Raw genomic sequence first — 20,751 nt, 5'->3', positions numbered from 1 at the left:
GACAAACGTGGGGTTGTTCGTGGTTTCAGAACCAACACAGTGGACGCGAGCAACTGAGGACAAGCCCTCGGCCTATTAGTACCAGTCACCTCCACCCGTTACCGGGCTTCCAGATCTGGCCTATCAACCCAGTCGTCTACTGGGAGCCTTAACCCCTCAAGGGGGTGGGAATACTCATCTCGAAGCAGGCTTCCCGCTTAGATGCTTTCAGCGGTTATCCTTTCCGAACGTAGCCAACCAGCCATGCCCTTGGCAGGACAACTGGCACACCAGAGGTTCGTCCGTCCCGGTCCTCTCGTACTAGGGACAGCCCTTCTCAATATTCCTGCGCGCGCAGCGGATAGGGACCGAACTGTCTCACGACGTTCTAAACCCAGCTCGCGTACCGCTTTAATGGGCGAACAGCCCAACCCTTGGGACCGACTCCAGCCCCAGGATGCGACGAGCCGACATCGAGGTGCCAAACCATCCCGTCGATATGGACTCTTGGGGAAGATCAGCCTGTTATCCCCGGGGTACCTTTTATCCGTTGAGCGACGGCGCTTCCACAAGCCACCGCCGGATCACTAGTCCCGACTTTCGTCCCTGCTCGACCCGTCGGTCTCACAGTCAAGCTCCCTTGTGCACTTACACTCAACACCTGATTACCAACCAGGCTGAGGGAACCTTTGGGCGCCTCCGTTACTCTTTAGGAGGCAACCGCCCCAGTTAAACTACCCATCAGACACTGTCCCTGATCCGGATCACGGACCCAGGTTAGACATCCAGCACGACCAGAGTGGTATTTCAACGACGACTCCCCCTGAACTGGCGTCCAGAGTTCAAAGTCTCCCACCTATCCTACACAAGCCGAACCGAACACCAATATCAAACTGTAGTAAAGGTCCCGGGGTCTTTCCGTCCTGCTGCGCGAAACGAGCATCTTTACTCGTAGTGCAATTTCACCGGGCCTATGGTTGAGACAGTCGAGAAGTCGTTACGCCATTCGTGCAGGTCGGAACTTACCCGACAAGGAATTTCGCTACCTTAGGATGGTTATAGTTACCACCGCCGTTTACTGGCGCTTAAGTTCTCAGCTTCGCACACCCGAAAGTGCACTAACCGGTCCCCTTAACGTTCCAGCACCGGGCAGGCGTCAGTCCGTATACATCGCCTTACGGCTTCGCACGGACCTGTGTTTTTAGTAAACAGTCGCTTCTCGCTGGTCTCTGCGGCCACCCCCAGCTCGAGGAGCAAGTCCTCTCACCAGTGATGGCCCCCCTTCTCCCGAAGTTACGGGGGCATTTTGCCGAGTTCCTTAACCATAGTTCACCCGAACGCCTCGGTATTCTCTACCTGACCACCTGAGTCGGTTTAGGGTACGGGCCGCCATGAAACTCGCTAGAGGCTTTTCTCGACAGCATAGGATCATCCACTTCACCACAATCGGCTCGGCATCAGGTCTCAGGCACAAGCTGTCCGGATTTACCTGGACAGCGCCCTACACCCTTACCCCGGGACAACCACCGCCCGGGCTGGACTACCTTCCTGCGTCACCCCATCACTCACCTACTACAAGTCTGGTCCGTCGGCTCCACCACTTTCCTTTCCCCGAAGGGTCCGGAACGGCTTCACGGACTTAGCATCGCCTGATTCAATGTTTGACGCTTCACAGCGGGTACCGGAATATCAACCGGTTATCCATCGACTACGCCTGTCGGCCTCGCCTTAGGTCCCGACTTACCCTGGGCAGATCAGCTTGACCCAGGAACCCTTAGTCAATCGGCGCACACGTTTCTCACGTGTGTATCGCTACTCATGCCTGCATTCTCACTCGTGAACCGTCCACAACTCGCTTCCGCGGCTGCTTCACCCGGCACACGACGCTCCCCTACCCATCACGATCCCCGTTGGGGGTATATATCGCAATGACACGACTTCGGCGGTACGCTTGAGCCCCGCTACATTGTCGGCGCGGAATCACTAGACCAGTGAGCTATTACGCACTCTTTCAAGGGTGGCTGCTTCTAAGCCAACCTCCTGGTTGTCTGTGCGACTCCACATCCTTTCCCACTTAGCGTACGCTTAGGGGCCTTAGTCGATGCTCTGGGCTGTTTCCCTCTCGACCATGGAGCTTATCCCCCACAGTCTCACTGCCGTGCTCTCACTTACCGGCATTCGGAGTTTGGCTAAGGTCAGTAACCCGGTAGGGCCCATCGCCTATCCAGTGCTCTACCTCCGGCAAGAAACACACGACGCTGCACCTAAATGCATTTCGGGGAGAACCAGCTATCACGGAGTTTGATTGGCCTTTCACCCCTAACCACAGGTCATCCCCCAGGTTTTCAACCCTGGTGGGTTCGGTCCTCCACGAAGTCTTACCTCCGCTTCAACCTGCCCATGGCTAGATCACTCCGCTTCGGGTCTTGAGCGCGCTACTGAATCGCCCTATTCGGACTCGCTTTCGCTACGGCTTCCCCACACGGGTTAACCTCGCAACGCACCGCAAACTCGCAGGCTCATTCTTCAAAAGGCACGCAGTCACGACGCAAGGAACAAGTTCCTTGCGCGACGCTCCCACGGCTTGTAGGCACACGGTTTCAGGTACTATTTCACTCCGCTCCCGCGGTACTTTTCACCATTCCCTCACGGTACTATCCGCTATCGGTCACCAGGGAATATTTAGGCTTAGCGGGTGGTCCCGCCAGATTCACACGGGATTTCTCGGGCCCCGTGCTACTTGGGTGTCTCTCAAACGAGCCGCTGATGTTTCGACTACGGGGGTCTTACCCTCTACGCCGGACCTTTCGCATGTCCTTCGCCTACATCAACGGTTTCTGACTCGTCTCACAGCCGGCAGACCGTGAAAGAGAGATCCCACAACCCCACATGCGCAACCCCTGCCGGGTATCACACGCATATGGTTTGGCCTCATCCAGTTTCGCTCGCCACTACTCCCGGAATCACGGTTGTTTTCTCTTCCTGCGGGTACTGAGATGTTTCACTTCCCCGCGTTCCCTCCACATACCCTATGTGTTCAGGTATGGGTGACAGCCCATGACGACTGCCGGGTTTCCCCATTCGGAAACCCCCGGATCAAAGCCTGGTTGACGGCTCCCCGGGGACTATCGTGGCCTCCCACGTCCTTCATCGGTTCCTGGTGCCAAGGCATCCACCGTGCGCCCTTAAAAACTTGGCCACAGATGCTCGCGTCCACTGTGCAGTTCTCAAACAACGACCAACCACCCATCACCCCGAACCAACAGATTCGAGTGCACTGGGGCCGGCACTGAAGGCGACCAATCGGCCGTACCTTCAGACACCCAACAGCGTGCCCGACCCAGTCAGTTGATGTGATTCGCGTTCCACGCCGAAGCAGTACTGGCAAACCCATCTAACTCACTGTGCCGAATAGTCAACGTTCCACCCTTGAGCAACCACCGTCGGACATTTGCCGACGAAATGGCTCTTGGACCACCAGGTGAAACCCGGCAGCCAAAGTGCTCCTTAGAAAGGAGGTGATCCAGCCGCACCTTCCGGTACGGCTACCTTGTTACGACTTCGTCCCAATCGCCAGTCCCACCTTCGACAGCTCCCTCCCCACAAGGGGGTTGGGCCACCGGCTTCGGGTGTTACCGACTTTCGTGACGTGACGGGCGGTGTGTACAAGGCCCGGGAACGTATTCACCGCAGCAATGCTGATCTGCGATTACTAGCAACTCCGACTTCATGGGGTCGAGTTGCAGACCCCAATCCGAACTGAGACAGGCTTTTTGAGATTCGCTCCGCCTCACGGCATCGCAGCTCATTGTACCTGCCATTGTAGCACGTGTGCAGCCCAAGACATAAGGGGCATGATGACTTGACGTCGTCCCCACCTTCCTCCGAGTTGACCCCGGCAGTCTCCTGTGAGTCCCCATCACCCCGAAGGGCATGCTGGCAACACAGAACAAGGGTTGCGCTCGTTGCGGGACTTAACCCAACATCTCACGACACGAGCTGACGACAGCCATGCACCACCTGTATACCGACCACAAGGGGGGCACCATCTCTGATGCTTTCCGGTATATGTCAAGCCTTGGTAAGGTTCTTCGCGTTGCGTCGAATTAAGCCACATGCTCCGCTGCTTGTGCGGGCCCCCGTCAATTCCTTTGAGTTTTAGCCTTGCGGCCGTACTCCCCAGGCGGGGAACTTAATGCGTTAGCTGCGGCACCGACGACGTGGAATGTCGCCAACACCTAGTTCCCACCGTTTACGGCGTGGACTACCAGGGTATCTAATCCTGTTCGCTCCCCACGCTTTCGCTCCTCAGCGTCAGTAATGGCCCAGAGATCCGCCTTCGCCACCGGTGTTCCTCCTGATATCTGCGCATTTCACCGCTACACCAGGAATTCCGATCTCCCCTACCACACTCTAGCCTGCCCGTATCGACTGCAGACCCGGGGTTAAGCCCCGGGCTTTCACAACCGACGTGACAAGCCGCCTACGAGCTCTTTACGCCCAATAATTCCGGACAACGCTTGCGCCCTACGTATTACCGCGGCTGCTGGCACGTAGTTAGCCGGCGCTTCTTCTGCAGGTACCGTCACTTTCGCTTCTTCCCTGCTGAAAGAGGTTTACAACCCGAAGGCCGTCATCCCTCACGCGGCGTCGCTGCATCAGGCTTTCGCCCATTGTGCAATATTCCCCACTGCTGCCTCCCGTAGGAGTCTGGGCCGTGTCTCAGTCCCAGTGTGGCCGGTCGCCCTCTCAGGCCGGCTACCCGTCGTCGCCTTGGTGAGCTTCTACCTCACCAACAAGCTGATAGGCCGCGGGCTCATCCTGCACCGCCGGAGCTTTCAACCCCCTCCCATGCGAGAGGGGGTGTCATCCGGTATTAGACCCCGTTTCCAGGGCTTGTCCCAGAGTGCAGGGCAGATTGCCCACGTGTTACTCACCCGTTCGCCACTAATCCACCCCGAAGGGCTTCATCGTTCGACTTGCATGTGTTAAGCACGCCGCCAGCGTTCGTCCTGAGCCAGGATCAAACTCTCCGTGAATGTTTCCGGGATATCCCGGTGAACACCACGAGAGCGGAACCGTCGGGAGGAATAATCCCTACGATTCACTGCGTCCTCGCTAGTGCGCCTCACCCCGGTGTGGGAGTGAGGACTTTTTCAAAGGAACCTCCAACCCACAAAGTGGGCCGGGGTTGTCAATCTGGCGTTGACTTTTGGCACGCTGTTGAGTTCTCAAGGAACGGACGCTTCCTTTGTACTCACCCGAGAGACTCTCTCAGGCTTTCCTCCGGGCAGTTTCCCTTCGGTCTTGCGTTTCCGACTCTATCAGACTCTTTCGTGTCCGATTTCCTCGGTGCCTTTCAGGTTTCCGCTCCGGCCTTTCGGCTTTTCGCGTTTCCCTTTCCGGCGGTTCCGACTCTATCAGATCCTTTCGGGCCTGATTCCCAGTCAGTGGGTTTGTCTTCGCGGCTGTTGGGCCGTTCCGACGTCCCAAACTTTAGCGGATTCCCCCGGCGGCGCCTAATCGGGCCATCGAGTCCACCGCGAATTGAATTCGGGCGTGCCGAATTCACTCCCGGTGGGAGATCGTGCTGCTTGTTTGGGTGCCGCTTGAGCGGCGGAGGTGCTGTCGCGGGGCCGACTGGCCGGGTGACAACTCGGAGGACTCTAGAGATCTCCGGGCCCCGTGTCAACTCGGCCCTACTGGGGCCCCTGGGCCGACGGGTCCACCGTCGCCTGGTGCTCCTGGGCGAGGTGCTCCTCGGCCTTGAGCCAGGGCAGGAACTGGGCGGGTTTTCGCCAGCCGCAGGTGTCGCATCTGATGGTGCGGCGCGGGCCCGAGCGCTGTACCCGCACCGTGTGCTCCCGGCCGTGCTGGTCCCAGCGGCTGACCTTGCTCGTGGTGGTGTTCGGCAGCATGACGCCTCCTCCGCGGCCCCTGTGGGCGTGCGTTCCGCAAGGAGTGTGCAGCAAGAGCAATATCAACAGGGGGGTTTCTGTGGTGCGTTGTGCGTCTCGCCGGCGTCCGCGGGGCCGCCCGGGAACGGCGGAAGCGGCCCAGGAGCGCGATGTGCACGCTCCTGGGCCGCTTCTGTGGTGCCTGGTCCCCGAGGGGTGATCAGCAGCCGACGAGGCGCGTAGCCAGGTAGCCCTCGATCTGGTCGAGGGAGACACGCTCCTGCTTCATGGTGTCGCGCTCGCGAACCGTGACGGCGTTGTCGTCGAGGGTGTCGAAGTCGACGGTGACGCAGTACGGCGTACCGATCTCGTCCTGACGGCGGTAGCGGCGGCCGATGGCGCCCGCGTCGTCGAAGTCGATGTTCCAGTTCTGGCGCAGCGCGGTGGCGAGTCCCTTGGCCTTCGGGGACAGCTCCGGGTTGCGGGACAGGGGCAGGACCGCGACCTTGACCGGGGCGAGGCGGTGGTCGAAGCGCATGACGGTGCGCTTCTCCATCTTGCCCTTGGCGTTGGGCGCCTCGTCCTCGACGTAGGCGTCGAGCATGAAGGCGAGCATGGAGCGGCCGACACCGGCGGCGGGCTCGATGACGTACGGGGTGTAACGCTCGCCGGCTTCCTGGTCGAAGTAGGAGAGGTCCTGGCCCGAGGCCTTGGAGTGCGCGGAGAGGTCGTAGTCCGTGCGGTTGGCGACGCCCTCGAGCTCGCCCCACTCGTTTCCGCCGAAGCGGAAGCGGTACTCGATGTCAGCGGTGCGCTTGGAGTAGTGGGAGAGCTTCTCCGCCGGGTGCTCGAACCAGCGCATGTTCTCCTCGCGCATGCCGAGGCCGGTGTACCAGTTCCAGCGCTGCTCCATCCAGTACTCCTGCCACTTCTCGTCCTCGCCCGGCTTGACGAAGAATTCCATCTCCATCTGCTCGAACTCGCGGGTGCGGAAGATGAAGTTGCCGGGCGTGATCTCGTTGCGGAAGCTCTTGCCCATCTGGGCGATGCCGAAGGGCGGCTTGCGGCGCGAGGTCTGCTGGACGCTGGCGAAGTTGGTGAAGATGCCCTGGGCGGTCTCGGGGCGCAGGTAGGCGATGGAGCCGCTGTCCTGTGTGGGGCCGAGGTGCGTGGAGAGCAGGCCCGAGAACTGCTTGGGCTCGGTGAAGGTGCCCTTGTTGCCGCAGTTGGGGCAGTTGAGGTCGGCGAGGCCGTTCTCCGGCAGCTTGCCGTGCTTGGCCTCGTACGCCTCCTCCAGGTGGTCCGCGCGGTACCGCTTGTGACAGGAGGTGCACTCGGTGAGCGGGTCGCTGAACGTGGCGACGTGACCGGAGGCCTGCCAGACCTCGGTCGCCAGGATCACCGACGAGTCGATACCGACGATGTCCTCGCGCGAGGTGACCATGTAGCGCCACCACTGGCGCTTGAGGTTCTCCTTCAGCTCGACGCCCAGCGGTCCGTAATCCCAGGCGGCCTTCTGGCCGCCGTAGATCTCGCTGCACGGGTAGACGAAGCCACGGCGCTTGCTGAGGCTGACGATGGTGTCGATCTTGTCGGCGGCCACGGTGCTCTCTTCATTACGACGACGACGAAGCTGCTGCTTCAGAGCGAATGCGAATGCTTCAGGTTACCGGCGGCGTAGGGCTCCGGATCAAATCGGTTGGGGGTCCGGAGCCCGGGCTGGGGTGGGATGCCCGTTTCGGTGTGATCGCGCCGACAGCTTGTTGACAATCGTTTCCAGATTTGTTGAAAATGACTGTCATGAACGTACGACGCCTCATACCCACCGCCGCCGTCGCCTCCGTCACCGTGCTCGGCATCACGGCCCTGTCGGCCTGCTCCGCCTCCTCGGGTGACGGCAGGAACAGCGACGGCAAGCTCGCGGTGGTGGCGTCGTTCTATCCGATGCAGTACCTCGCGGAGCAGATCGGCGGGGACCACGTGGCCGTCACCAATCTGACCAAGCCCGGCCAGGAGCCGCACGACCTGGAGATCAGCGCGAAGCAGACCGCGCAGCTCCAGGACGCGGGTGTCGCCCTCTATCTCAAGGGCCTCCAGCCGGCCGTCGACGACGCGATACAGCAGTCCGGGATCAAGACCAAGGTCGATGCCGCCTCCCTGACGCACCTGGAGAAGCACGGCACCGAGGTCGGCGGGCACGCCGAGGAGCACGACCACGAGCACGGCGGCGAGGGCGGCCGGGATCCGCACATCTGGCTGGACCCGGTGAAGTACGCCGAGGTCGCCGAGGGCGTGGGCAAGGCCTTCGAGAAGGCCGACCCGGATCACGCGGCGGCGTACAAGAAGAACACCGCGGCGCTGGTCGGCAAGCTCGACGGGGTGAACACGCGGTTCGAGGACGGGCTGAAGAACACCGATTCGAAGGTGTTCATCACGACCCACGCGGCCTTCGGCTATCTCGCCGAGAGGTACGGGCTCACCGAGGAGGCCATCAGTGGCCTCGATCCGGAGAGCGAGCCCAGCGCGGCGCGTGTGAAGGACCTCCAGAACATGGCGAAGGCCGACGGGGCGACCACGGTCTTCTACGAGACCCTCGTCAGCGACAGGACGGCGAAGACCGTCGCGGGCGACGCGGGCCTCAAGACCGATGTGCTCGACCCGCTCGAGGGCATCACCGACATGTCCAAGGGCGACGACTACATCCAGGTCATGGAGTCGAACCTGAAGGCCCTGCAGACGGCGCTCGGCGCCAAGTGAGCACGGAGGACAGCGGCATGGACGCATCGGTGAAGGCCGGCGAGCCCGTCATAGCCCTGCGCAGCGTGACGGCCGAGCTCGGCTCGCGTCCCGTGCTGCGCGGCATCGACCTGACCGTGCGCCGCGGTGAGGTCGTGGCCCTGCTCGGCGCCAACGGTTCGGGCAAGTCGACGGCCGTGCGCACCGTGATCGGCCAGGTGCCCGTAAGCGGAGGCGAGGTCGAGATCTTCGGTACGCCGCGTCGGCGGTTCCGGGACTGGGCGCGGGTCGGTTACGTGCCGCAGCGGACGACGGCCGCGGGCGGGGTGCCGGCCACGGTCACCGAGGTCGTGTCCTCGGGGCGGCTGTCCCGGGCGCGCTTCGGTCTGCTGCGCAAGGTGGACCGTGAGGCGGTGCGCCGGGCGCTGGACCTGGTCGGGATGGCCGACCGTGCCAAGGACTCGGTGGACGCGCTCTCCGGCGGCCAGCACCAGCGTGTCCTCATCGCGCGCGCCCTCGCCTCCGAGCCCGAGCTGCTGATCATGGACGAGCCGATGGCGGGCGTCGACCTGGCGAGCCAGGAGATCCTCGCGAAGACACTACGGGCGCAGGTCGAGGCCGGCGCGTCCGTGCTGCTCGTCCTGCACGAGCTGGGCCCGCTGGAGCCGCTGATCGACCGTGCGGTCGTGCTGCGCGACGGCTGCGTCCTGCACGACGGGCCGCCGCCGGAAGCGGTCGGCCAGCACGCGCTGCCGGGCCACGACCACGTCCACCCGCACACCTCGGATCTCACCCCCGTACGCACAGGACTGCTGAGCTGACATGGAATTCCTCGACTCCGCCTTCATGCAGCGGGCCCTGCTCGCCGCGGTCCTGGTGGGCATCACCGCCCCCGCGATCGGCATCTATCTCGTCCAGCGCCGGCAGGCCCTGATGGGTGACGGCATCGGCCATGTCGCGATGACGGGCGTCGGCCTCGGCTTCCTGCTCTCCACGTCGCCCGTGTGGATGGCGATGGCCGTCTCCGTGGTCGGCGTGGTGATCATGGAACTGATCCGCTGGTACGGGAAGACGCGCGGCGACATCGCGCTCGCGATGCTCTTCTACGGAGGTATGGCGGGCGGCGTGATGCTGATCAACCTCGCCCCCGGCGGTTCCACGGCGAACCTGCAGAGTTATCTCTTCGGCTCGCTGTCGACCGTCTCGCAGAGCGACCTCGTGTCGATCTGTGTCCTCGCCGGGTTCGTCGCCGTGGTCACGATCGGTCTGCGCCGGCAGCTGTTCGCGGTCAGCCAGGACGAGGAGTTCGCCCGGGTGACCGGCCTGCCGGTGCGCGTCCTGAACCTGCTCGTCGCGGTGACCGCGGCGGCGACCGTCACCGTCGCGATGCGCGTCGTGGGTCTGCTCCTGGTGTCCGCGCTGATGGTGGTCCCGGTGGCGGCCGCGCAGCAGCTCACGCGGAGCTTCGCGGCGACGTTCGCGATCGCCGTGGCCATCGGCGTCACCACGACGCTGGGCGGCACGATCACCAATTACTACGTCGAGATCCCGCCCGGCGCGACGATCGTGCTGCTGACCATCGCGGCGTTCATCGTCTTCAGCCTGATCGCCACTCCGCTGGCCAGGCGCAGGGCGCGGGCGGCGGCGAGCGCGGCCGGTGACCCGGCGGAGTGCGCGATTCCAGGCCGGATCCCCGGTCAGGCCAAGGCCGAGGTCTGACCCGGGCCCCGTGCGGCCTGGCACAATGGGCCGCCGGCAGTAAATCCGAGGAGGCAACAGTGGGAGCCCCGGTTCGAGGCAGGTCGACCCGCCAGCGTGCGGCCGTGGCGGCGGCGCTCGACGAGGTGGACGAGTTCCGCAGTGCCCAGGAGCTCCACGACGTCCTCAAGCACAAGGGTGACTCGGTGGGTCTGACGACCGTCTACCGCACCCTGCAGTCCCTCGCCGACGCGGGCGAGGTCGATGTCCTGCGCACGTCGGACGGCGAGGCCGTCTACCGGCGCTGCTCCAGCGGCGAGCACCACCATCACCTGGTGTGCCGGGTGTGCGGCAAGGCGGTCGAGGTCGAGGGCCCGGCCGTGGAGAAGTGGGCCGAGGCGATCGCCGCGGAGCACGGGTATGTGAACGTGGCGCACACGGTGGAGATCTTCGGTACGTGCGAGGAGTGCTCCGCGGGCTGAGCGGTTCCGCCGCCGCGGAGGGCTGAGCGCCGTTCTTCTTTCGCGTGCTGAGGGGGGTACTTCCGAGTACCCCCCTCAGCCGTTTGATCAGCTGTTGGCGATCTGTTCCTCGTTCGGGATCGCTCCGCCGAAGCGGCGGTCCCGGGAGGCGTACTCGAGGCAGGCGCGCCACAGGTCACGGCGGTCGAAGTCGGGCCACAAGACGTCCTGGAAGACCATTTCGGCGTAAGCGCTCTGCCACAGCAGGTAGTTGGAGGTGCGCTGCTCGCCGCTGGGGCGCAGGAACAGGTCGACGTCCGGCATGTCCGGGTAGTAGAGGTACTTCGCGAAGGTCTTCTCGCTGACCTTCGACGGGTCGAGGCGGCCCGCCTTCACGTCCTCGGCGATGGCCTGCGCGGCGTCGGCGATCTCGGCGCGGCCGCCGTAGTTCATGCAGAAGTAGAGGGTCAGCTGGTCGTTGCCCTTGGTCTGCTCCTGGGAGATCTCCAGCTCCTGGGCGACCGACTTCCACAGCTTGGGCATGCGGCCCACCCAGCGCACCCGTACGCCCAGCTCGTCGAGCTGGTCGCGGGTCTTGCGGATGAAGTCACGGTTGAAGTTCATGAGGAAGCGGACCTCGTCGGGTGAGCGCTTCCAGTTCTCCGTGGAGAAGGCGTAGAGCGAGATCGCGCCGACGCCCATCTCGATCGCGCCCTGGAGGACGTCCATGACCCGCTCGGCGCCGACCTTGTGGCCCTCTGTGCGCGGCAGCCCCCGCTCCTTCGCCCACCGGCCGTTGCCGTCCATCACGATGGCGACGTGCTTCGGCACCAGCTCGCCGGGGATCTTCGGCGGCCGCGCGCCCGTCGGGTGCGGTTCGGGCGTCTTGTACTCAGGGCGGGACCGTCCGAGGATTCCGCGACGTGCCATGTGGGCTCTCCCCTAGCTCAGTTCTAGCTTTTCTCTACGTAACGCAGCGAGCGCAGTCCGCGCTCCAGGTGCCAGTGCAGATACGCCGACACCAGTCCGCTGCCCTCTCTCACGAAGCGTGCCTCGCACGCGTCCGCCGTCTCCCAGTCGCCGGTCAGCAGCGCGCCGAGGAGGACGAGGGCCTGCGGTGAGGGTACGACGCTGCCCGGTACCCGGCAGTCGACGCAAACCGAGCCGCCCGCGCCGACGGAGAAGAACCGGTTGGGGCCCGGGAGGCCGCACTTCGCGCAGTCGCCGAAACTCGGGGCGTAGCCGTTCACGGCGAGGGAGCGCAGCAGGAAGGCGTCGAGGACGAGGTGGGGTTCGTGCTCGCCTCTGGAGAGGGTCCGCAGTCCGCCCACCAGAAGCAGGTACTGCTGGACGGCCGGCTCGCCCTCGTGGTCGGTGAAACGCTCGGCGGTCTCCAGCATGGCGGTGCCGGCGGTGTAGCGGGCGTAGTCGCTGACGATGCCGCCGCCGTAGGGGGCGATGGTCTCGCTCTGGGTGCACAGGGGCAGCCCGCGCCCGATCAGCTCGCTGCCCCGCGCGAAGAACTGCACGTCGACGTGCGAGAAGGGTTCGAGCCTGGCGCCGAACTTGGACTTGGTGCGCCGCACACCGCGCGCCACGGCACGCACGCGCCCGTGATTGCGGGTGAGGAGCGTGATGATGCGGTCCGCTTCGCCCAGCTTCTGGGTGCGCAGCACGATGCCGTCGTCGCGGAACAGGCTCACCGCGCACCCCCACGGACTTCCGGCCGGGGGCACGGGGGTCGCCCCCCGGGAGAAAACAGCATGATGCGGTCCGCTTCACCCAGCTTCTGGGTGCGCAGCACGATGCCGTCGTCGCGGAACAGGCTCATGGGCCCATTCTCGCCTACGCCGGAGGGGTGAAGTCGGGGGACCTGTGAAGGGGTGGGGTCAGGGGACCTCGCCGCGGCTCCTGGCGTTCGCATACGCGGTTGCCGCCCGCAGCCGCTCGGAGGTCGTCGCCACCCGCACCGTGTCCGGGGCGCAGTCCCATTCGCGGCCGCCTCCGAAGGGCCGGAGCTGAACGTACGGACCCTCGTGCCCCATGACGCGGCCCACCTGTCCGGTGCTGATGTCGACGGCGTAAGAACCGATTGGCGGCTTCATCGGCGTTGGCTCCTGTCCATACGTTCCGTGCGTTTCCCGGCGGGCGGCGGCGTCAACCGAAACAACGGCCCCATTCCACGAGCAGACACGGGACGTGGCGCTGAATCGTCGGCGGTGTGACACGAGGGGCAATTCCCGACCACCGCTGCGGGTATTCACCCAGCTCTTCCCGCGGCTGGGACCGCGTGCCCGGACCGCCGTTCCGCCCACGTCAGGTGGCTCCCCGCCACCGTCGGATTTCACGCTTCCCGCACCGCCGGGTACGCGTGCCAATTAGAGTGGGAAGGACCTCTGGGCTCTATGTAGCGAGGGCGAATTCGAACATCCCATTCGGAACGGGGATGCTCGATGCTGTTTGAATCGGGGGGAACGTGCGCGCGTAACTCCACAGAAATCCAGCGCGCTCACTCGACGCCTCTCGTCTCCTGTTCCGCGCGCGCCTCGATGCCCCGGAAGTGATGTGCCATGGCCCGCTGCGCGCCTGCGGCGTCCTGGGCGCGCAGGGCCGTGACGATGTCGCGGTGGCGGCTGACGGTGACGTCGGGGTCGGGGTCGCTGGACCAGGAGCGCGCGCCGGCGACGCGGTCGAAGACGTTCCAGAACGCGCCGAGGAGCTGCGGGATCAGCTCGTTGCCCAGCGAGCGGTAGAGGGTTTCGTGGAAGTCCCTGTCGAGGTCGGCGAAGGGCTCGTCGGCCTGGCCCGCGGCGGCCATCTTCCGGACGATGCCGTCGAGCCGGTCGAGGATCTCCGGCGGGAGCGGGGCAGCGGCGACCCTGCGGATCAGGCCTTCCTCGAGGATCTCGCGGACTTGGAGGATCTCGGCGAGGGCGTGCGCGTCGGAGGCGGGCCGCAGCAGGGTGCGGAAGGTGAGGCCGTCGGCGAGCGGGGTGAGGGAGGCCTGGCCGACGTAGGTGCCGTAGCCGTGTCTGATCTCGACGATGTCGAGTGCCTGGAGGGCCTTGAGGGACTCGCGTACGGAGTTTCTGCTGACGCCGAGCGACTCCATCAACTCGGCCTCGGTGGGCAGCAGCGCGCCGGGCCGCAGCCCTCTGTCCAGGATGAGCTGTGTGACCGCGCGCTGTACCTGCTGGCTGACGCGGCGGTGCCGTATCGCCGGGTTCCTGGGCTCCTCAGACATGCGCCGCATCGTAGGCGCAGCAGACGTCCCACGTCCCATGTCGGGATCAAACTTCTTCTCGCCCGGCGCCCGGAGCGCTCCGGGCTTCTCTGCGCGATCTCTTGACCGGCCCTCGCGGCGCTCTTATGGTCACGTCGCTACCAAGACGTAGGACGTTGGATCTCCCGCGCATCTCCCTCTCTGGAGGCACCATGAGCGACCACGAGCCGACCGGCCGCCGATCCTTCCTCAAGTACACCGGCGCCCTCGGCGCGGCCGCTGCCATCTCCACCTCCCTGTCGGCCTGTTCGTCCGGGCCTAAGTCCACCAACGACACGGGCGGCGGCAAGGGCGGCGGATCCTCGCTGACCGCCGTCATCGGGTACGGCAACGACGGAAGCTGGGACCCGACGCAGACCGCGTCGGCCTTCGCCATGGCCGGTAACCAGCACATCTACGAGGGCCTCCTCGACACCGACCCGATCACGCGCGAGCCCTACGCGGCGCTGGCCACGAAGGTGCCGACGGATGCCGAACTGGCCACCACTTCCTGGAAGTTCACCCTGCGCGAGGGTGCCAAGTGGCACGACGGGAAGCCCGTCACGGCGGACGACGTGGTGTTCGTCTTCGACCGGATCCTCGACCCGGGCACGCAGTCGCTCGCCAAGGGCTTCTTCGAGAGCTGGCTCAAGGAGGTCAGGAAGACGGGTGACGACTCGGTCGAGCTCGTCCTCAAGTTCCCGTTCCCGGACGGTGCCGCGCGGCTGACCCTCGCCAAGATCATGCCGAAGCACGTGTTCTCGAAGCCGGGCGCGTGGGACGACGCGACCAAGGGCAAGGCGGTCGGCTCGGGCCCGTACAGGCAGACCTCGCACCAGCCGAAGACGAACACCACCTTCGAAGCGTTCGCGGACTACAACGGGCCGCGCAAGGCGTCGTTCAAGAAGATGAACTGGCTGACCATCGTGGACGCGGCGCCCCGCGTCGCGAAGATCTCCGGTGGCAGCGCGGACGCGCAGATCGCGGACAACATCCCGTACGCGAACATCGCGCAGCTGAAGAAGGGCGGCCTCACCGTCGAGGGCGGGGCCGGGATGAACAACCTCTTCCTGATGTTCAACACCGCGCACAAGCCGTTCGACGACGTGCGGGTGCGTCAGGCCCTGCACTACGCCATCGACAAGCAGAAGATGATCGAGGTGGCGCTCAAGGGGCACGGGAAGGGCGCGAGTTCGTTCCTGAACGAGGGCAACCCCGACCACCGGCCGGCGAAGACGGTGTACGACTACGACCCGGACAAGGCGAAGAAGCTCCTCAAGGACGCCGGGGTCAGCGGGCTCTCGGTCTCCCTGATGTCCGTCAACGTGTCGTGGATCATGGACTGTCTGCCGACGATCAAGGCGTCGTGGGACGCGATCGGCGTGAAGACCACGCTCGACCCGCAGGAGACCACGGCCGTCTTCACGAAGATGGACCAGAAGAAGGACTACCAGATCGTGGCGGCCGCCTCGAACCCCAACCAGTTCGGGCTCGACGCCGACCTGATCATGCATTACAACTACGGCCCGTCGAACCTGTGGATGGGCTACGCGCGCTGGGCGGGCAGCTCCGACGCCAAGCACCTCTTCAAGCTGATGGACCAGGCCACGCGCGAGCCGGACCCGGCGAAGAAGAAGTCGATGATCCAGGAGTACATCGACCTCGTCGCCGAGCAGGCCGTGCTCTACCCGGTCGTGCACAACGAGCTGATGACGGGCTGGGACCCGAAGAAGATCACCGGTGTGCAGGCGCAGCCCTACCCCGGGATCAACGTGCTCAAGGCCAAGCCCGCGTAACGCGGCTTTCTCGCAAGGGAGTTCGTTCCCGTGGTCGTGATCGCCAGAATCCTGGCCCGCCGCCTGGTCCTGCTCGTACCGCTGCTGCTCGGCATCGTCCTGTTCGTGTTTCTCGTGATGCGGTTCTCGGACAGCGATCCGGCGTCGGCGTTCTTCCAGGGCGCCAATCCGACGCCGCAGCAGCTGCACGCCTTCCGTGAGCGCAACGGGCTGCTCGATCCGCTGCCCGTGCGGTACTTCCACTTCGTGGGCGATCTCGTCCGGGGCGACATGGGCGTCAGCGCCCTGACCCGGCAGCCGGTGGTCGACCAGGTGGCCACCGCGCTGCCGCTGACGCTGCAACTGACGTTCCTCGGCCTCGCGGTCGCGGTCGTCGTGTCCCTGGTGCTCGGTGTCACGGCGGCCATCCACCGCGACCGGCTCCTCGACCAGATCATCCGCGTCGTGTCGCTGACGGGCGTGGCGGCGCCCGGGTTCTGGCTGGCGCTGCTGATGATCCAGTATCTGGCGGTCGGGCAGGGCTGGTTCCCGACCGGCGGCTACATCAACCCGGCGGACTCCTTCACGGGCTGGCTCACGTGCATGACGCTCCCGGCGCTCTCGCTGTCCCTGCCCGTCGCGGCGCAGCTGACGCGCATCGTGCGTACGGCGGTGGTCGAGGAGCTGGACAAGGACTACGTCCGTACGGCGATCGGCAGCGGGCTGCCGCCGGTCGTGGTGGTGGGGCGCAACGTGCTGCGCAACGCCCTGATCAACCCGCTGACCGTGCTCGGACTGCGGGTCGGCTATCTGCTGGGCGGGGCGGTGGTCACGGAGACGATCTTCTCGCTGCCGGGGATGGGGAAGCTGATGATCGACGCGGTGAAGAACGGTGACCCGGCGGTGGTCCAGGGGGTCGTCCTGACGACGGCCGTCGGGTTCGTCGTCGTCAACCTCGCCATCGACATCCTGTATCTGATGGTCAACCCGCGACTCAGGGGGGCGCAGAGCTAGATGGTCACCTCCCGTAAAGCGCTCACCGAGGCGCTGTCCCGGCCGGGCATCCGGCTGCGCTCCCTGCGCCGGCTGCCCGTCCTGTCCCGGATCGCGGTCGCCGTCGTCGCGGTCGTCGTCCTCATGGCGCTGTTCGCGCCGCTGCTCGCACCCCACGACCCGCTCGACCAGCAGTCGCAGACCGACGGCACCGGGCACCCGTCGGGCAGTCACTGGATGGGCCAGGACAGCCTGGGCCGCGACATCCTCAGCCGGCTGATGTACGGGGCGCGCTGGTCGCTGGCCATCGGGCTCGGCGCGACGCTGCTCGCGCTGGTGGTGGGCGCGGTGCTCGGCGCGATCGCGGCGACGTCGCGCAAGTCGGTCGACGAGACGCTGATGCGCTGCCTCGACGTCGTGATGGCGTTCCCCGGGATCGCTCTCGCGGCCGTCCTCGTCGCCGTGTTCGGCGGCGGCATCCCCGTACTCATCTGCGCGATCGCGTTCCTGTTCACTCCGCCCGTCGCCCGTGTCGTACGGGCCAACGTGCTCGACCAGTACGGCGAGGACTACGTGACGGCCGAGCGGGTCATCGGGGCGCGCACGCCGCACATCGTGCTGCGGCACGTCGCGGTCAACTGCGCGGCGCCCGTCCTCGTGTTCTGCACGGTGCAGGTCGCGGAGGCCATCGTCTTCGAGGCGTCGCTGTCGTTCATCGGGGCGGGGGTCCGGCCGCCCGACCCGTCGTGGGGCAGTGTCATCGCGGACGGCAAGAACATGGTGCTGATCGGGGGCTGGTGGGCGACCGTCTTCCCCGGCCTGCTGATGCTGCTCACGGTGCTCGCGCTCAACATCCTGTCCGAGGGCGTGTCCGACGCGTGGGCCGCGCCCGCCGCGCGTGACGTGTCCGGCGCGGAGGCGGACCGACTCGAAGCGCCGAAGCCCGGCAGCGGCACGGTCCTCGAACTGCCCGGCCTCACCGAGGCCGCCACCCGGCTGAGGTCCCGCGCCCGGCCCCTGCCCGAGGGCGACCCCGTCCTCCAGGTCACCGATCTCGCGATCGGCTTCGACGCGCGGCACGGTGGCGTGGACATCGTCGACGGCATCACCTTCGACGTGCGGCCCGGTGAAGTTCTCGGCCTGGTCGGCGAGTCGGGGTGCGGCAAGTCGCTGACCGCGCTGACCGTGATGGGGCTCGAACCCAAGGGCGCGCGGATCCGCGGCCGGGTCACCTTCGACGGCCAGGAGCTGATCGGCCGCTCGATGGGCGCCAGGCGCCGGCTCCTCGGCCACGACATGGCGATGATCTACCAGGACGCCCTGTCGTCCCTGAACCCGGCGATGACCGTGCGCTCCCAGCTCAAGCAGGTCGTGCGCCGCGGTGGCCGGCGCACCCCGGCCGAGCTGCTCTCCCTCGTCGGCCTCGACCCCGAGCGGACCCTGCGCAGCTATCCGCACGAGCTGTCGGGCGGCCAGCGCCAGCGTGTCCTGATCGCGATGGCCCTGTCGCGCAGCCCGAAGCTGATCGTCGCCGACGAGCCGACGACCGCGCTCGACGTGACCGTGCAGGCGCAGGTCATCGAGTTGCTGCTGCGGCTGCGCGAGGAGCTGGGCTTCGCGCTGATCCTCGTCTCGCACGACCTGGCGCTCGTCGCCGACGTCACGGACCGGGTGGTCGTGATGTACGGCGGGCAGATCGTGGAGACGGGCGTGACGGCGGACCTCGTCGAGGCGCCCACCCACCACTACACGCGCGGGCTGCTCGGCTCGGTCCTCTCGCTGGAGACGGCGGCGGACCGGCTGACGCAGATCAGGGGCGTCGTGCCGTCGCCGGCCGACTTCCCGGCGGGCTGCCGGTTCGCCGACCGGTGCCCGATGGCGAGCGAGGTGTGCCGGACGACGGCGCCCGACCTGCTCGGCGGCCGACGGCACGCGTCGGCCTGTCACCATCCGGCGGTGGTCCCGCCGCCCACGGTTCCGGCTCCCCGGGGAAGCGAGGCTCTGAAGTGACGGATCCCGTGGTCGAGTTGAGGGATGCCCATGTGGTGCACCGGGCCCGCTCCGGCGGCCTGTTCGCCCGCGACCGGGTGTACGCCCTCACCGGCGCCGACCTGTCCGTGGCGCCCGGCGAGACGGTCGGCGTGGTCGGCGAGTCGGGCTGCGGCAAGTCGACGCTCGCCAAGGTCCTCGTGGGGGTCCAGCGCCCGACATCCGGCACGGTGGTCGTGGACGGCCACGACCTGTGGACCATGAAGCCGGGCGAGCGGCGCGCCACCGTCGGCGAGGGTGTCGGCATGATCTTCCAGGATCCGTCGACGGCCCTGAACCGGCGCCTGACCGTCCGCCAGATCCTGCGCGACCCCCTCGACGTCCACCGCTGCGGCGCACCCGCCGCGCGTGAGGAACGCGTACGGGAGCTGATGTCCCTGGTCGGACTGCCGGGCGCGCTCGCAGGGGCGCTGCCCGGGCAGTTGTCGGGCGGGCAGCGCCAGCGCGTGGCGATCGCCCGCGCCCTCGCCCTCGAACCCGCGCTGGTCGTGGCGGACGAGCCGACGAGCGCGCTCGACGTGTCGGTGCGGGCGCAGATCCTGAATCTGCTGCTCGACCTGAAGGAGCGCCTCGGCCTCGCCCTCGTGTTCGTCTCGCACGACATCCAGACGGTGCGGCGCATGAGCGACCGCGTGATCACGATGTATCTGGGCCGGATCGTGGAGGAGTCGCCGTCCGACGACGTGCTCGACCGGGCCCGGCACCCGTACACCCGTGCGCTGTTCTCGGCGACGCCCGGGCTGCTCGACCCGATCGACCCGATCCCGCTGGTCGGCCCGGTACCGTCGGCGACGCATCCGCCGAGCGGCTGCCCGTTCCGTACGCGGTGCTGGAAGGCCGACGCGGTGTGCGCGGAGGCGATGCCGGAGTTCGAGCCGGGCGGTGAGGGGCATCGGTTCCGCTGTCACCATCCCGTGCGCGAGGGGCAGTCCACGCACGAACTCGTCCAGGAGGTCTCATGACGCTACGCTCCCCGCTGACCGGAGTCGTCCCGCCCGTCTGCACGCCCCTGACCCCGGACAGCGAGGTGGACGTCGGTTCCCTCGTACGTCTTGTCGACCACCTCGTCGCGGGTGGTGTCGACGGGCTCTTCGTGCTCGGCTCCTCCAGCGAGGCGGCCTTCCTGCCCGACCGGCACCGCAAAGTGGTCGTCGACACCGTCGTGGGTCATGTCGCCGGTCAGCTGCCCGTCCTGGCCGGGGCGATCGACATGGCGACCCTGCGCGTCCTCGACCACGCCCGTACGGCGGCGGAGGCCGGCGTGGACGCGATCGTCGCCACGGCACCCTTCTACACGCGCACCCACCCGGCCGAGATCGCCCGCCACTTCCGGCTCCTGGCCCAGCGGTGCGGCCTGCCGGTGTTCGCCTACGACCTGCCGGTGTCGGTGCACTCCAAGCTGGGCGCCGACCTCGTCCTCGACCTGGCCGCCGACGGGACGCTCGCCGGCCTGAAGGACTCCAGCGGTGACGAGGGCGGGTTCCGCGAGGTCGTCGTCGGCGCGCGCACCCGCGCCGACATCACGGGGTTCAGCGTCCTGACCGGGGCCGAGCTGACCGTGGACTCGGCGCTCGCGATGGGCGCGGACGGGGTGGTGCCGGGCCTCGGGAACGTCGATCCGGCCGGATATGCGCGGCTGTACGCGTACGGCCGGGCCGGTGACCGGGAGCGGGCGCGGGTCGAGCAGGAGCGGCTGTGTGCGCTGTTCCGGATGGTGCGGGTGGGGGATCCGGCGCGGATGGGCGGTAGTTCGTCCGCGCTCGGGGCGTTCAAGGCGGCCCTGTATCTGCGGGGCGTGATCGACTGCCCGCTGACCGCGGATCCGCAGATCCCGCTGTCCGCGGAGGAGATCGAACGGGTGGGGAAGTTCCTCGCGGCGGCGGGACTGCTGTAGCGGAGCG

At 66.3% G+C, this 20,751-nt stretch carries 15 protein-coding genes and 2 rRNA genes; 9 read left to right on the top strand and 8 right to left on the bottom strand.

The annotated features are described in order from the left end of the window. Positions 1-55: 55 nt before the first annotated feature. The 4 genes from OG456_RS24520 to OG456_RS24505 all read right to left on the bottom strand — a co-directional run bounded on the left by OG456_RS24520 (position 56) and on the right by OG456_RS24505 (position 7,479). Positions 56-3,178, bottom strand: a 23S ribosomal RNA gene (locus tag OG456_RS24520). Between the two features lie 312 nt (positions 3,179-3,490). After that, positions 3,491-5,018: ribosomal RNA gene (locus OG456_RS24515) — 16S ribosomal RNA — on the bottom strand. The 16S and 23S rRNA genes sit together here, the layout of an rRNA operon. Positions 5,019-5,678: 660 nt before the next feature. After that, on the bottom strand, positions 5,679-5,897 hold the full coding sequence (locus OG456_RS24510) for a hypothetical protein (RefSeq protein ID WP_100594289.1): 219 nt from the start codon (positions 5,895-5,897) through the stop codon (positions 5,679-5,681). A gap of 199 nt (positions 5,898-6,096) precedes the next feature. Next, entirely contained in the window at positions 6,097-7,479 is a 1,383-nt protein-coding gene (locus OG456_RS24505) for a glycine--tRNA ligase (RefSeq protein WP_266564439.1), read from the bottom strand. 197 nt (positions 7,480-7,676) lie between these two features. Here OG456_RS24505 and OG456_RS24500 point away from each other — a divergent pair, with 197 nt between their 5' ends. The 4 genes from OG456_RS24500 to OG456_RS24485 are packed head-to-tail and all read left to right on the top strand — an operon-like array spanning position 7,677 to position 10,792. Next, complete coding sequence (locus OG456_RS24500; protein ID WP_266564437.1) at positions 7,677-8,633, top strand: metal ABC transporter substrate-binding protein; 957 nt, start codon at positions 7,677-7,679, stop codon at positions 8,631-8,633. A gap of 17 nt (positions 8,634-8,650) precedes the next feature. Next, positions 8,651-9,433 (top strand): metal ABC transporter ATP-binding protein, encoded by a 783-nt coding sequence (locus OG456_RS24495; RefSeq protein ID WP_266564435.1) that lies wholly within the window; start codon positions 8,651-8,653, stop codon positions 9,431-9,433. A gap of 1 nt (position 9,434) precedes the next feature. Next, positions 9,435-10,331: a metal ABC transporter permease gene (locus tag OG456_RS24490; protein ID WP_266564433.1), complete on the top strand. Its 897-nt coding sequence runs from the start codon at positions 9,435-9,437 to the stop codon at positions 10,329-10,331. A 59-nt stretch (positions 10,332-10,390) separates the two neighbouring features. After that, positions 10,391-10,792: a Fur family transcriptional regulator gene (locus OG456_RS24485; RefSeq protein ID WP_266564431.1), complete on the top strand. Its 402-nt coding sequence runs from the start codon at positions 10,391-10,393 to the stop codon at positions 10,790-10,792. A gap of 87 nt (positions 10,793-10,879) precedes the next feature. Here OG456_RS24485 and OG456_RS24480 read toward each other — a convergent pair whose 3' ends face one another. From OG456_RS24480 to OG456_RS24460, 4 genes are all read right to left on the bottom strand, one after another. Further along, entirely contained in the window at positions 10,880-11,701 is an 822-nt protein-coding gene (locus OG456_RS24480) for an isoprenyl transferase (RefSeq protein WP_266564429.1), read from the bottom strand. A 23-nt stretch (positions 11,702-11,724) separates the two neighbouring features. After that, positions 11,725-12,474, bottom strand: coding sequence for a DNA repair protein RecO (recO, locus tag OG456_RS24475; protein ID WP_116513067.1), 750 nt, complete (start codon positions 12,472-12,474; stop codon positions 11,725-11,727). A 186-nt stretch (positions 12,475-12,660) separates the two neighbouring features. Further along, the gene (locus OG456_RS24465) at positions 12,661-12,876 is read right to left on the bottom strand and encodes a hypothetical protein (RefSeq protein ID WP_100594282.1); all 216 of its coding nucleotides are present in this window, start codon (positions 12,874-12,876) and stop codon (positions 12,661-12,663) included. Positions 12,877-13,280: 404 nt separating this feature from the next. After that, complete coding sequence (locus OG456_RS24460; RefSeq protein WP_266564424.1) at positions 13,281-14,024, bottom strand: FadR/GntR family transcriptional regulator; 744 nt, start codon at positions 14,022-14,024, stop codon at positions 13,281-13,283. 182 nt (positions 14,025-14,206) lie between these two features. On the opposite strand from OG456_RS24460, the gene OG456_RS24455 reads away from it, so the two are divergent. From OG456_RS24455 to OG456_RS24435, 5 genes are read left to right on the top strand one after another with little or no spacing between them, the layout of a single operon-like run. Further along, positions 14,207-15,829 carry an ABC transporter substrate-binding protein gene (locus OG456_RS24455; protein WP_266564422.1) on the top strand — a complete coding sequence of 541 codons (1,623 nt, stop codon included), beginning with the start codon at positions 14,207-14,209 and terminating at the stop codon, positions 15,827-15,829. A gap of 30 nt (positions 15,830-15,859) precedes the next feature. Further along, on the top strand, positions 15,860-16,822 hold the full coding sequence (locus tag OG456_RS24450; protein ID WP_266564420.1) for an ABC transporter permease: 963 nt from the start codon (positions 15,860-15,862) through the stop codon (positions 16,820-16,822). Next, entirely contained in the window at positions 16,823-18,811 is a 1,989-nt protein-coding gene (locus OG456_RS24445; protein ID WP_266564418.1) for a dipeptide/oligopeptide/nickel ABC transporter permease/ATP-binding protein, read from the top strand. It abuts the gene before it with no gap. Further along, positions 18,808-19,812 carry an ABC transporter ATP-binding protein gene (locus tag OG456_RS24440; protein WP_266564416.1) on the top strand — a complete coding sequence of 335 codons (1,005 nt, stop codon included), beginning with the start codon at positions 18,808-18,810 and terminating at the stop codon, positions 19,810-19,812. Before OG456_RS24445 ends, OG456_RS24440 begins: the two co-directional genes overlap by 4 nt. Then, positions 19,809-20,744 carry a dihydrodipicolinate synthase family protein gene (locus OG456_RS24435; RefSeq protein WP_266564414.1) on the top strand — a complete coding sequence of 312 codons (936 nt, stop codon included), beginning with the start codon at positions 19,809-19,811 and terminating at the stop codon, positions 20,742-20,744. The genes OG456_RS24440 and OG456_RS24435 overlap by 4 nt, the downstream gene beginning before the upstream one ends. The last annotated feature ends 7 nt before the right edge of the window (positions 20,745-20,751 follow it).

Source organism: Streptomyces sp. NBC_01446 (genome assembly GCF_026340095.1).
Taxonomy (GTDB): Bacteria; Actinomycetota; Actinomycetes; order Streptomycetales; family Streptomycetaceae; genus Streptomyces; species Streptomyces aureus.
The sequence above is the reverse complement of the archived record's forward strand: the minus strand, read 5'-3'. Positions and strand labels throughout refer to the sequence as shown.

What these genes read in the sequence shown, in the direction of transcription:
- OG456_RS24510 (WP_100594289.1), bottom strand. Translation starts at nt 5,897, where the DNA reads ATGCTGCCGAACACCACCACGAGCAAGGTCAGCCGCTGGGACCAGCAC.
- OG456_RS24500 (WP_266564437.1), top strand. Translation starts at nt 7,677, where the DNA reads ATGAACGTACGACGCCTCATACCCACCGCCGCCGTCGCCTCCGTCACC.
- OG456_RS24495 (WP_266564435.1), top strand. Translation starts at nt 8,651, where the DNA reads ATGGACGCATCGGTGAAGGCCGGCGAGCCCGTCATAGCCCTGCGCAGC.
- OG456_RS24490 (WP_266564433.1), top strand. Translation starts at nt 9,435, where the DNA reads ATGGAATTCCTCGACTCCGCCTTCATGCAGCGGGCCCTGCTCGCCGCG.
- OG456_RS24480 (WP_266564429.1), bottom strand. Translation starts at nt 11,701, where the DNA reads ATGGCACGTCGCGGAATCCTCGGACGGTCCCGCCCTGAGTACAAGACG.
- OG456_RS24465 (WP_100594282.1), bottom strand. Translation starts at nt 12,876, where the DNA reads ATGAAGCCGCCAATCGGTTCTTACGCCGTCGACATCAGCACCGGACAG.
- OG456_RS24460 (WP_266564424.1), bottom strand. Translation starts at nt 14,024, where the DNA reads ATGCGGCGCATGTCTGAGGAGCCCAGGAACCCGGCGATACGGCACCGC.
- OG456_RS24455 (WP_266564422.1), top strand. Translation starts at nt 14,207, where the DNA reads ATGAGCGACCACGAGCCGACCGGCCGCCGATCCTTCCTCAAGTACACC.
- OG456_RS24445 (WP_266564418.1), top strand. Translation starts at nt 16,823, where the DNA reads ATGGTCACCTCCCGTAAAGCGCTCACCGAGGCGCTGTCCCGGCCGGGC.
- OG456_RS24435 (WP_266564414.1), top strand. Translation starts at nt 19,809, where the DNA reads ATGACGCTACGCTCCCCGCTGACCGGAGTCGTCCCGCCCGTCTGCACG.